Consider the following 12,598-nt stretch of genomic DNA (forward strand, 5'->3'; position numbering starts at 1 on the left):
CCTGAATGGTTGGCTCGGCTGCCTACGCATGATGCGGTGACCGCCGTCGTGAGCGATGATTTGCCGGGGGCGGTGGCGCGCTGCCAAGCGAGCGACTTCTTCGTCGTCATGACGCGCGGGCACGCATCCGATCTGCCCATTCTTACCGAGCTCTACCGTCTTCATCCCGCGCCGCGCTACGTCGGGTGTATGGGCAGCGCGGTGAAAGCCGCGCGCCTGCGCCGCGAGCTCGCCCTTGCTGACGTTTCCGTCGCAGCCTTGGCTAACTTTTACTGCCCCATTGGCCTGCCGGTTGGCGGCAATGTGCCAGCCGAGATTGCGATTAGTGTCGTTGCGCAGCTGCTGCAAGTGCGGGATAGCGGGACCTCCCAGCCGGGGGCCGACGCTGCCGCCAGCGCGCCATGACTGTGCATTTGCTCAGCTTTGGCCACGCCTAGCGGCGCGCCGCGCCCCGTCAAGTTCGATAAGTTGCCACCTCACCCGAACTGACTGAAATTACTAGGCAGTGACAGGGCACGGGTTCGCACATACGTCGGTGTTGGCAGACGAGGTGATGCATGCCCTCGCGCCACGCCAGGGCGGCACCTATTGCGACGGCACACTGGGCGGCGCCGGCCACGCGCTTCTCATCGCGCAGGCACTGGGACCCAGTGGCCACCTTATCGGCATCGATCGCGATTTGGTGGCGCATCGCGCCGCACGCGAGGTGCTCGCCGCCGCACCATGCAACGTGACCTTGCTGCACGGCACCTTTGGCGACGTCGAGACGCTGCTCGCGGCCGCCGGCATCGCGCGCGTCGACGGCTTTTTGCTCGACGTCGGCGTGTCGTCGCCGCAGCTCGATCACGCCGAGCGCGGCTTTTCGTTCATGCACGCCGGGCCGATCGATATGCGCATGGATCCAAGCAGCGGCCCAACCGCGCTCGACCTCATCAAGACCAGCAGCGAACATGAGCTCTCCAACATCTTGCGCGACTATGGCGAAGAGCGCTATGCGCGCCGCATCGCGCAGATGCTGCAAGCTGCCGCCGCCGCGGACGCGCTTCACACCACGCTCGACGTAGCAAAGATTTGCGTCGAGGCGATTCCCAAGAAGGACCAGGCCAAGTCACATATCCACGCGGCGACGCGCACCTTTCAAGGGCTGCGGATCGCGGTAAATCGCGAATTGGAACAGCTAGAGCGCTTTCTCGAGGCATTTCCGCGCTTGCTTGCGCCGCGCGGTCGTTGCGCAATCATCAGCTTTCACTCACTAGAGGATCGGCTGGTAAAGCACGCCTTTCGCGACCTAGCGTGGGCGTCATCGTTGCCGCAAAATACGCGGCCGAGGCAGGCGAGCGTGCCGCCCCGGTGTGCACGCTCGTGACGCCCAAGGCAATTTTCGCCGAGGAGGCCGAGCTGGCGCACAATCCGCGCGCGCGCTCGGCACGGCTGCGCGCGTGTGAGCGCACCGACGCGCCGTATATTGAGAAAGTGAAGCAACCAAAATGAACTATCCGCAGCGATTCTATCGGCTGACCCGCCCGCTTGCCGCCCGGCTAAGTCAACCCAAGCGGTTGGCGCTGATGGTGGGCTTGGCTGCCCTCGTGGCCATGATGGCGATGGCGATCGTGCATCGACGCCAACGCATCGTGCACCTGGGCTATGAATTGTCGCAATTGGTCAAGGAGCGCGAGACGCTCGCAGAGGACGTGCGCGGCCTGCAGGTTGAACGCGCGGTGTTGGCGGCGCCAGATCGCGTACGCCGGCTGGCGCTCGAGCTTGGCATGCAGCCACCGCAGGCGACCGATGTCACCTCGGTGCCCTATGTGGCGCCGGCCACGGAGGCGCCATGAGCAGCGGGTTACTACGCAAAGAAGCGCCGCCAATTGGTTCGGCCGCGATGAAGCGAGGCATGCTAGTCGCCTTGACGCTGGTCTTGGGCTTTGCCGGCTTGGGGTGGCGTTCGTGGCAGCTACAGGTCGTGCACGGCGCGCAATTTCGCGATAAGGCGGCGCGGCAACACGAGAGCGTGGTGCGGCAGGCGGCGACGCGCGGCGCGATCTTGGATGCCGATGGCAAGCCGTTAGCCATCACCGCCGATGGCGAGTCCATTTTCGCCGATCCACGCAAGGTGGTTGATGTTACCGCGACCGCCGAACGGCTTGGCGCGATCTTGCAGCGCGATGTGCGCGAGCTCGAAGATCTGTTGTCGTCGCCAAAGCAATTTGTCTGGCTGGCGCGGTTTGCCGAGGGTGCGCAGATCGACGCCATCAACGCCGCGAAGTTGCCCGGCGTCGCGGTGAAACGCGAGCCGCGGCGGTGGTATCCCGCCAGCGGTTCGATCGGTACCTTGATCGGCTTTGCCGGCATCGACGGCGACGGCATCGACGGTCTCGAGCTGAGCCTCAACGATTATCTGCGCGGGCAGGACGCTAGCATCGAGGCCCTGCGCGACGCGCGCGGCAAGACGATGTTGGCCAATGGCACCACGGCGGCGATGGCAGGCAGCACCGTGCGACTTGTCGATCGATCGCACGATCCAAGACATCGCCGACGCCGCGTTGCGCGAGTCGATTGAAACCAATGTCGCGGTCGCGGGCACGGTGGTCGTGCTCGATGTGAAAACGGGGCGGGTGCTTGCGATCGCAACGGCCCCAAACTACGACTCTAACAAGCCCGGCGATGCCGAACAAACCCAGGCGCGCAATCGCGCGGTCACGGACGCCTTTGAAATTGGCTCGGTGATGAAGCTGTTCACGATCGCGGCCGCGCTCGATAGCGGCATCACCACGCCGCACGAGCGCTACTTCGTAAAAAACGGCTGGAAGGTCGGCAGCAAGCATTTCAGGGACACCCACGAAGATGGCATTTTGACGACGTCTGAAATCATCAAGCGGTCGTCGAACGTCGGCACCATTCAGATCGCGCTCCGCTTGGGTGCGCTTGGCCTGTTTGACGCGCTCGCGCGCTACGGCTTTGGCACGCCTACGGGCATCGAGTTGCCCGGGGAGCGCGCCGGCACGCTGCGCCACGGCAAGACGTGGCGCGACATCGAGCTGGCGACCATGTCATTTGGCTATGGGCTGCAAGTCACGCCGCTGCAGCTCGCGGCCGCCGTCGCCGCGATTGGCAATGATGGCGTGTATCAAGCGCCGCGCATCGTCGCCGACGTGGCCGACGCCTTCGGGCGTTCAATCTACACGCCGGATGCGCAACCTCGTCGCGTCATGAAAGCCGAAACCGCGACGGCGGTGCGCGAGATGATGCGCAGCGTCTATGAGGGTGGCGAGCTGCCGGGCACGGCGGCCAAGGCGCCAGTACCGGGCTTTGTCTGTGGCGGCAAGACCGGGACGGCGCGCAAGCTCGACGTTAAGACCAAGGGGTACGGTGTGAAGAAGTATTACGCGTCGTTTGCCGGCTTGGCGCCGATTGAGTCGCCGACGCTCGCCATTGTCGTGCTCATCGATGAACCCACCGGCAAGAATATTTATGGCGGCAGCGTCGCGGCGCCGGTATTCGCACGCGTCGCCAGCGAGGCCCTTACGTACCTAGGCGTCGCTGGTACGCCAACCCCCGCGCCCTCGGCACCAGGTAGCAGCGAGGGCGCCGCCGCGGTTGTGACCGTGAGTCCTGCGATCGATGCTAACGAGGAAGGGGCCGACGTGGACGGCCTGCTTGGCCTTCCCGCCGACCTTGGCCTCGCGCTCGATGGCGCGGAGCTCTATCGCGACGACCTGCAGCAGGTGCCGAGCTTGATCGGCCTCAGCATGCCTGCGGCACTTGAGTTAGCCGCCGAACGCGGCCTCGAGCTCGCGGTTACGGGTAGCGGCATCGTGGTCGGCCAGCAAGCGCAGTGGCAGGACGGCAGGTTGGTGGTACATGTTCATTTTGCCGACGGCCGGGAATTCGTACGCCATGAAACAACAAGCCGCGACGTTGGGCCTGCTCTGCGACGCCTTGGCGGCCGCGGGGCTGCTGCTCGAGCACGATGTCCGTGAATCGGACAAGTCGCGCATCGCCCAACTCGTCACCGAAGACTCGCGTCAGCTCGCCCCTGGCGCCGTGTTTGTCGCGATCGCAGGCAGCCGGCAGGACGGCCATGCGTTGGTGCCGCAGGCGCACGACGCTGGCGCAATTGCCGCGGTCTGTGAGCGGCGCCTAGACGTCGACGTGCCTCAGCTCATCGTGACCAGCACCCGCCGCGCCCTCGGGGTGTTGGTCGGGCTCATGCATGGCGAGCCCGCGCGGGCCCTTGCCTTGGTCGGCATTACCGGCACCAATGGCAAGACGACCACGAGCTATCTTGTCGAAGCCATCTTGAGCGCGGCGGTGCACAAGCCAGGCGTGATCGGCACGGTTAGCTATCGCTTTGGCGGCGCCAGCCACGATGCGCCCTACACCACGCCGACACCCGATGTCCTCCACGGCACCCTGGCGGCGATGCGCGCGGCCGCCTGCTCGCACGTCGTGATGGAAGTGTCGTCGGCGGCGCTGACGATGGATCGACTAGCCGGCGTGCAGTTTTCGGTCGGCGCATTTGCCAATCTCACACAAGATCACCTCGACGTGCATGGCAGCATGGAGGCGTATCGCGACGCCAAGGCCTTGCTCTTTGCCAACCATCTCGCGCCCGGCGGCATCGCCGTCATTAATGTCGATGACGCGTATGGGGCGGCGATGGTCGCCGCGGCGACGAGCGCCGGTGCCAAGGTGCTCCGTGTATCGTGTGGCGCACATCCGGCAGAGATCGCGGTCGAGCGCTTTGAATCGACGATTACCGGCATTACGGCGCAGCTTCGAACGCCGCGCGGCGTTTTGCAAATACGCTCGCGACCGCTGCTGGGCCAATACAACGTCGCCAATATCGCGCTCGCGCTTGGCATTGGCGAGGCGCTTGGCTTGCCGCTTGAGGCCATCGCCCGCGGCATCGCTGAGCTCCCCGGCGTGCCGGGGCGGGTGGAGCGCGTCGCCAACACGGCGGGCCTCGATATCTTGGTCGACTATGCGCACACGCCGGACGCGCTCGAAAACGTGCTGAGCACGCTGCGGCCGCTGACCAAGCGTCGCCTGCTATGCGTGTTTGGCTGCGGTGGCGATCGGGATCCTACCAAGCGACCCAAGATGGGCGCGGTGGTTGCGCGGCTTGCCGACCTCGCCTTTGTCACCTCTGACAATCCTCGCACCGAAGACGCGTGGGCGATCCTCGACATGGTGCTTGCCGGCATCCCGTCGCCACACCGTGTGATCGCGGATCGCGCCGCCGCGATTGCCGCCGCGGTGGCCGAAGCCGTGCCTGGGGACATCGTTCTCATCGCCGGCAAGGGCCACGAGGACTACCAGATCATCGGCCACGAAAAAATTCACTTCGACGATCGCGAACACGCGGCCGCGGCCGCGGCGCAGCGCCCGGCCTTTGCGGCGGCGCAGCTCGCGGCGGCGGCGGGCGCTACGTTGGCGGTGAGTGCGGGCAGCGCCTCAGCGACCAGGGGAGGCGACACATTTTCACGCGTCCACATCGATGGACGAACCGCCGCGCCAGGTGATCTCTACGTCGCTATCGTCGGTGAGCAACACGATGGGCATGCATTTTGCGCCCAGGCCGTCGCCGGTGGTGCCACGGGGGTGCTCGTAGCGCGCGCGTGGGCTGACGCCGAAGCCGCCGCTGGGCGTAACCCAATCGCGCCCGTCGTCATGGTCGCCGACGACACGCGGCTTGCGCTGGGTAAGATGGCGGCGGCACATGCGGCGGCGTGGCGCGGTGAGGGTGGGGCCGCTAGCATCCGGCGCATCGTCGCCGTCACAGGGTCAGCGGGCAAGACGACCACCAAGGACTTGCTTGCCGCGGCGTTCGCTGCGGCGGGACCAACCCATGCGGCTGCCGGCTCGCTCAACAACGAAACCGGTGTCCCCCTCACCATGCTCGGGCTACGCGCGTTTCATCAATTCGCCGTGCTCGAGATGGGCATGCGCGGCGCGGGTCAGATCGATTACCTAGCTCAGCTTGCCCGCCCCGACGTTGCCGTCGTCGTCAACGCGGGGACGGCGCACATGGAATTACTCGGTTCGACCGAGGCCATCCTGCGCGCGAAGTGCGAGATATTTGGCGGCCTGGCGCCGGGCGGTGTTGCTGTCTATCCCGCCGACGACGCCCGCTTTGCATCCGTGGTTCGTCAGATCGCGCCCAAAGCGCGGCACCTTACCTTTGGCGAGGCCCCGCACGCCGATGTGCGCTTGCTAGCGGTGACTTCGCGCGGTGCGGCGGGCAACGAGCTCGAGATTTCTGCGCAGGGCAATGTCCAGCGCGTCATGCTGCGCCTGGTCGGCAAGCACAACGCGATCAACGCCTGTGCCGCGCTGGCCGCCGCGCTCGCCGCGGGCGTCGCCGATCAGGTCGCCGCCAGTGGCCTTGCCCATGCGCGCGCGCCACATATGCGCGGCGAGTTAGCGTTGCTGCATGGCCGCAACGTGCTCATCGATTGCTACAACGCCAATCCTGCCGCCATGGCCGCGGCGTTGCATACCCTGGCCGAGCTTGCGGCGGGTAGCCCTTGTGTCGCAGTGCTTGGCGACATGCGCGAGCTAGGCGACTTGGCGGCTGAGGCTCATCGCGAGGTGGGCGCGCTTGCCCGCGCGCTCGGCGTTACGCTCGTAGCCATCGGCGATCATGCGCCCGACATGCTTGCGGGCTGGCAAGCGGCGCCAGGGACCACAGCAGCGACCGCCGAACGCGCCGAACGCGCCGAACGCGCCGAACGCGCCGAACGCGCCGAACGCGCCGAACGCGCCGAACGCGCCGAACGCGCCGAACGCGCCGAACGCGCCGACACCCCCGCCACGGCGGCCGCCCGCGCCGTTGCCCTGTCAGCGACCGGCCAATGGATCTTAGTCAAGGCCTCGCGCGGCATGCGGCTCGAACGCGTGGTCGAAGCGATGGCGGCTTTGCCCGCGACCGCCGCTTCTCCTTCATCGTCAACTTCGCCTCCAGCTACCACCTAAGCGTCAGGAGCAACATGCTGTTCTATCTCTTCTACGACATCCTGGCCAAGTACGACGCGCTGTCGTGGATGCGCGTCTTTCGCTACACGTCGATGCGCATCATCGCCGCCGCGATTACGGCGCTCATCATCTCCTTCGTGGTCGGCCCGTGGTTTATTGAAAAACTAAAGTCGCGCCAAATTGGCCAGCAAATCCGCGACGACGGCCCACAATCGCATCTCAAGAAGGCGGGCACGCCGACCATGGGCGGCTCGCTGATCCTAATGTGCTTGGTCGCTTCGACGTTGCTTTGGTGTGATTTGGCCTCGCCGTTTGTGTGGCTGGCGCTCTCGGTCACCGTCGCGTTCGGCGCGATTGGGTTTGCCGATGACTACGCCAAGGTTAGCAAGAAGAACACCAAGGGCGTCTCCGGCAAGGTTCGCCTTTTGCTCGAGTTCGCCATCGCCGCCGCCGCGATGTCGTATCTCTGCTACAGCGACATGCTGCCCGAGGCGATCCGGCTTAAGCTGCAGTTGCCGTTTACGAATTTCTATGCCGATACCGGCTACTTCTTGCCGGCTTGGGCCTATATCGGCTTCGGCTCGATCGTCATCGTCGGCACCGCCAATGCGGTCAATCTCACCGATGGCCTCGATGGCTTAGCCATCGGGCCCGCCATCATGAACGCCGGCACGTTTCTGATTCTCGCCTACATCGCGGGCGCTACCACCACGATCGTCGCGGGCGGCCAGGAGCAAACCATTGCGCAGTATCTGCATGTTGCGCACATTCGGGGCGCCGACGACCTCGCCATTTTCTGCGCCGCGCTGTTTGGCGCCGGCGTAGGGTTTCTTTGGTACAACTCCTATCCCGCCTCGGTCTTCATGGGCGACGTTGGCGCGCTATCGCTCGGCGGTGCCATCGGCATGCTGGCGGTGCTCACCAAGAACGAAATGGTCTTGCTCTTGGTCGGCGGCGTCTTCGTGATGGAGGCCCTTAGCGTCATCATCCAGGTCGGCTCATTCAAGCTGCGCGGCAAGCGCGTCTTCAAGATGGCGCCGATTCACCACCACTTCGAGCTCAAGGGCTGGCCCGAGCCAAAAATCATTGTGCGCTTTTGGATGATCAGCCTGCTGCTCTCCCTGCTCGCCATCGGCACGCTTAAGCTGCACTAGGGCGTGCGAACGCGACACCCGCGGCGCGATCACGAAAATGTGGCGCGCCGTGCGCCTTACGTTTCTGCTCGGCGCGTCTAGTTAGGCGCGGCGGCGGCGGAAGAACATGAGGCCGAGGGCGGCGAGCGCGAGCAGCAGCGGTGACGCGAAGCCTTGGTTGGCGGAGCAGCAGCCGTTTTCGCTCCCGGTTGGCTCAATGCAGTCGTCGCCGGTGCAGATGTCACCCGCTAAAACGCCCACGACGCAGAAGTCGTCGAGCGCCCATCCGGCGAGTTCGAGGCCCTCGTCCGATTTGAGATTTACGCCGACCTGCAGCGCAAAATTCGTCTCGCTGCCAAACGCGGCGGCGGCCACGTTGGCCGTGATGTCGATATCGTGAAAGCGCCATTCGTTATCGCTGTGGTTGCTCGAGCCCACGCCCTGCTTGTTGGTCCACACCGGGGTATTGCCGACCAAGACATTGGCGCTGTCAAACGTGCTGTCTTCGACGCCGAGCCAGCGCTGATATTGAATGCGGATTTTGGCATAGCGGGTGATGTCCATCGGAATGGTCGGTGCCAAGGCGGTGTACGTCGCGCTTGGCTGATACGGCATGCCCAGGCCCAGCGTGAAGATTTTGCTACCCGAGACGGCCGAGGTCGGCTCACCATTGGAGGCACCCGCCGACGGGGTCCCGACGCTCCACGAGTTGTTCGCGCCGGAGGCGGAGGTTGTCCAGCCTGGATCGACCTCGAAATCGGTGCAATAGACTTCTTCGACGGCGCCGACGTAATACTCATAGTAAGGGTCGACTTGGTTGCGCGGCAGGCGAACGGTGTTGCCGTTGCTCAGCGTCATGCTGACCTGATAGCGAACCACGCTGCCAGGGTTTTGCGCCGGAATTTGTGCCGAGTAGTCGTTGCCACTTGCCGTCATGTCGAGCGTCGCGCCGCCGGCGCCTTCGCGCAGCTTCCACTCAAGCGTGGCTTTCGTTACGGTTGGCGCGGGGCAGTCTTCAATTTCGGCTGGCGTCGCCTGGACGGTAACCGTGGTGCCGTCGAATTGCGGCACGCCGATGTCCAGCAGCGAGCTAGCCGCTGCCAGGCCGTGCGAACCAAAGGCGCTGAGGAGCATGCAGTAGTTTGGCGTGCCATTGCCAATGTTGCCGTCATTGTCGTCGTAGGCGAGCGCCTCGGCAAACGTCGACGGCATATCCGACGCGTGCCGGATGATCGCGAGAAATACCTCGTCGGTATAGCGGATGCCCGCGCTCTCGCCCATGTCGGCGATCGCCGCCTTGCGCAAGTCCCACAACGCACCCGCGATGATCAGGCCATTGTCGTGAATATTGCCTTCTTCGAGGTCCTCGGGCCACGAGCGTTCGGTGCCTGGTGGGTCCACGTGACGTAGCGCCGCCGCTGGGCTGCTGCTGAAAAACCCACGCCCCATGCCAGCGTCGCCGGTAATCGTCGCCGCATAATAGTCGGCCACACCTTCACCAAGCGCGCCGTCCCATTCAAGTCCTGGGATCTGCTGCTGGCCGTGAAAGGAGTGGCCAAACTCGTGATACACGACGTCGGCGAGCCGCCCCGTGTTCTCGCAATCGTCATCTTTTTGTAAGAAGTGAATGTCGTCGCCCGTTGAGTAAGCGTTGCAGGATCCGTCCTCGTTTACGACGACCGGGATTTGTTGCTTGGTCCAATTTAGATTCGGGTCGAGCGCCAAGGCATAGCGCTTGGCGATGTTCACGTGCACAAACGCCGAGATCTGGGCGTCAACATACTCACTCGCTATGGAGGCCCATTCAAAAATGCCGCCCGACGCCAGCGCCTGGCTAAACGAGGCCAGCGATCCCACGGCGTTGTCAATATACGCGTAGCGGCTGGTTAGGCTCGGGGAAACCGTGGCGGCCGAGCTCCCGCTCCATGACACCACGCCATTGGCATCGGCTTGCACGTCGTTGCCATTGACCGTGTAGTCCGCAAACGGCACCGCATAGGTGGCGCGGTCGCTGCCCGGATAACGCTCAGGCGCGTTGTAGCGAACCGTGCCGGTGCCAAAACGCAGCAGTTGGCGACGCGCCACCGGCTTGCCACTTGCCGCATCGACATAGACGTCCCAACGGCCGCGCGGCGCGTGCGCGTCGACCGTGACCGTCGCAACCACTTGGTAGGTCACCGGGTGCCCGGCGCGGACGATTGGTAAGATAGCCGTTTGGCCGCGCACGGCGCTGGCGACGGTGCTGCCATAGACCTGCTCGATCCACAGGCTTGCCAAGGACGTCGCTGTCGCGTCGTCGACCGTGCGCAGGGGCGCGCGTACGCCAAATGCGCCGACATTAGGCAAGGCCTGCGAGCGCAACAAAAATAGGCGGTCGTTTTTAAACGATACGCTGAGCTGGCCGCCGAGCACGCGCAAGCCCGCCGCCGATTGCACGAAGGCGACGGTGCGAATGCCTTGCTGCTCAACATTGGCAACGAGCTGCAAATCGCTCATGGCCGTGCCTGGTGCCAACAAATCGAGGTGCGTGGCAATAAAGCTGCGCGCGGCGGACTCGGCCGTCGCCGCCGAGGCGTTGGCCCCGCTGACATACATCGAGCCACCCCACAGGCGTGATGGGACGTCGGTCGCCGCATCAAAAATGCCGCGCCAATTCGCGTCCGTCGCCAGCAGCGCGGTGAACGCTCGCTTGTCGCGAGGCTCAGGCCGTACCATGCGAGGGCCACCGGCAACGCCGCCCTCGGCGAGATGGAGGCCATACTCGCGCGAGGCGTCGTGAGGGGCCGCGATGGCCACGGTGACAATACTAGCGGCCAAGAGGCCGGACACAAACAGGGTGCTTATTGCTTTCACGCGGGCAATGTAATGGCGAACGACTGACTTGTCAGCCATAAATTTGTCGCGGGGCCGTGACAACGGCTGACGGCAGCCTAGACCGAGATCGCAGCGCGCGAAGCGTGTTCAACCGAAGGAAAAACAGCGACTTACAAAAGCGCGCAATTTGCGAGAATTGTCTTGCGATGGTCCTGCAAGGTCGGCGTCAGCTTGGTCTCTAGGAACAAGTGGTCCGCCTCGGGGCATCGGTAGGGATCCGAGGCGAGCTGCCAACATTCCGTTGTCGCGGCCTCGCCGCACGGCGCTAGCATGACTTCGGTTTGATTTGCCTCGCCGTAGTCGGTCACCACCGATACCTGACAATTAGGTTGCAGTCCCGGCGCCGTGGCATCTTGGTCTGCAAGCTCGCCGTCAATGCAAGGATTACCTATGTAGTCGATAATAATCCCGGCGATCTGCATCAGGGCGGGCGTGAGATCGCTGGCGCAAATGCTCTGCTCGGTGGTGCCAAAACCCCGATAATGATTCACCAGCGCCTGCAGCCTTACCGCCGGCCTGGCGATGTATTGTTCGCCCTCCGCGCTGGCGTAGACATCGCCCGCACCTTGCTGCACGCACGACGGCGCCAACGTCACCGCGGTTAACTCCGCCGCCCACGCGCTGGGCGTATTAATGACGCGCACCTGCGACGGGTCGGTGTCGCCGGCGATCGTCGCGATGATCGTATTGCGTTTAGGTTTGATCGCCGCGAGCGCGCTGGTGACGTCGCTAAGCTCCATGGCGTAGGGATTGGCCGCGGCGATCTCGCAACCATGCCGCACCCCCGCGGTGCGTTCGTTGCTTGGCGCGTCGCCGTCGCAGGTCACGCCATATTCCCAGCAGCGAAACGACGCCAGGGGCCCAAGCGTGCCCGCGGCGCTCGTGGTGTTTTCAAACAAGGCGTTGCTGCCGACCGCGCCCGAGCAGTCGTCCTCGTCGGTGAGAAAGATGATCGCGAGATACGCGTTAGGCCGGATAAACCCTGGGTTGGTCGCGGGATTGACGGCGTCGATCACCGATTGAAACGGTTGCTCAAAGCCGCAGCCGCCAGTGCCGAGGTTGGCGTACGCCGAAAATGCGTCCGCCAGGCTGGCGTACCCTTCGCTGGCCCAGCTCGTTACGCGCGTATCCGAGCCGTCGGGCAAGACATCGCTGATAAAGGGCGACTTGCCGGCCGGCGCGCGCAGCGTGCCGCCGCCACCACCGCAGCCCGCAAGTCCTAGCTGGCGGCCATCGGTCGAGACGACGCCCATATGCAGATTGGGCATCCCCCGGCCGATGTGGCTCAACACGTCGATGAACGCTGGAAAGTTCGCGATCAGGTTGGCCTGTTCGCCAGCCATCGAATTTGAGTTGTCGATCACCCATAGAAGGTCGAGCTCGTTGTTGGGATCGACCGGCCACCGCTTGACCGCCACCTTGGCCCCCGCGATGGGCGCATCGGCCACGTGGCGCTCCTGGCACGCAACCATCGCGGCGAGCGCCCCCGCCGCGATGGCTACGGCACTCGTGGTTCGCAAATCATAATCTTCCCTCGCCCTTATGTTCTGTTGCATTCGCTTGCCTCCTTGGCCGCGGGACAATGCCCCGAGGCAAAGCGAGTTCGCGAAGGA

General features: G+C 64.4%; 8 protein-coding genes and 1 pseudogene. 7 read left to right on the forward strand and 2 right to left on the reverse strand.

Annotation, left to right across the window (positions count from 1 at the left end; all coding sequences use genetic code 11):
• Positions 1-36 precede the first annotated feature (36 nt).
• The 7 genes and pseudogenes from IPL79_18730 (at position 37) to IPL79_18760 (ending at position 8,132) form a co-directional block, all read left to right on the forward strand.
• Complete coding sequence (locus IPL79_18730) at positions 37-405, forward strand: XdhC family protein (protein ID MBK9073009.1); 369 nt, start codon at positions 37-39, stop codon at positions 403-405.
• 148 nt (positions 406-553) lie between these two features.
• Positions 554-1,491: pseudogene (gene rsmH, locus IPL79_18735) on the forward strand (16S rRNA (cytosine(1402)-N(4))-methyltransferase RsmH).
• Positions 1,488-1,835: a cell division protein FtsL gene (gene ftsL / locus IPL79_18740; protein ID MBK9073010.1), complete on the forward strand. Its 348-nt coding sequence runs from the start codon at positions 1,488-1,490 to the stop codon at positions 1,833-1,835. The pseudogene rsmH and the gene ftsL overlap by 4 nt, the downstream one beginning before the upstream one ends.
• Positions 1,832-2,560: a hypothetical protein gene (locus IPL79_18745; protein ID MBK9073011.1), complete on the forward strand. Its 729-nt coding sequence runs from the start codon at positions 1,832-1,834 to the stop codon at positions 2,558-2,560. Before ftsL ends, IPL79_18745 begins: the two co-directional genes overlap by 4 nt.
• A complete protein-coding gene (locus IPL79_18750; protein ID MBK9073012.1) occupies positions 2,502-3,980 on the forward strand; it encodes a hypothetical protein in 1,479 nt (492 codons plus the stop codon). Before IPL79_18745 ends, IPL79_18750 begins: the two co-directional genes overlap by 59 nt.
• Positions 3,898-6,978 carry a UDP-N-acetylmuramoyl-L-alanyl-D-glutamate--2,6-diaminopimelate ligase gene (locus IPL79_18755; protein MBK9073013.1) on the forward strand — a complete coding sequence of 1,027 codons (3,081 nt, stop codon included), beginning with the start codon at positions 3,898-3,900 and terminating at the stop codon, positions 6,976-6,978. The genes IPL79_18750 and IPL79_18755 overlap by 83 nt, the downstream gene beginning before the upstream one ends.
• A gap of 14 nt (positions 6,979-6,992) precedes the next feature.
• Entirely contained in the window at positions 6,993-8,132 is a 1,140-nt protein-coding gene (locus IPL79_18760; GenBank protein ID MBK9073014.1) for a phospho-N-acetylmuramoyl-pentapeptide-transferase, read from the forward strand.
• Between the two features lie 81 nt (positions 8,133-8,213).
• Here IPL79_18760 and IPL79_18765 read toward each other — a convergent pair whose 3' ends face one another.
• Both IPL79_18765 and IPL79_18770 read right to left on the reverse strand, forming a co-directional pair.
• On the reverse strand, positions 8,214-10,964 hold the full coding sequence (locus IPL79_18765) for a hypothetical protein (protein MBK9073015.1): 2,751 nt from the start codon (positions 10,962-10,964) through the stop codon (positions 8,214-8,216).
• A gap of 131 nt (positions 10,965-11,095) precedes the next feature.
• Positions 11,096-12,505 (reverse strand): hypothetical protein, encoded by a 1,410-nt coding sequence (locus IPL79_18770; GenBank protein ID MBK9073016.1) that lies wholly within the window; start codon positions 12,503-12,505, stop codon positions 11,096-11,098.
• Positions 12,506-12,598: the final 93 nt, after the last annotated feature.

Source organism: Myxococcales bacterium, assembly GCA_016716835.1.
In the GTDB taxonomy this organism is placed as follows: domain Bacteria; phylum Myxococcota_A; class Polyangia; order Haliangiales; family Haliangiaceae; genus JADJUW01.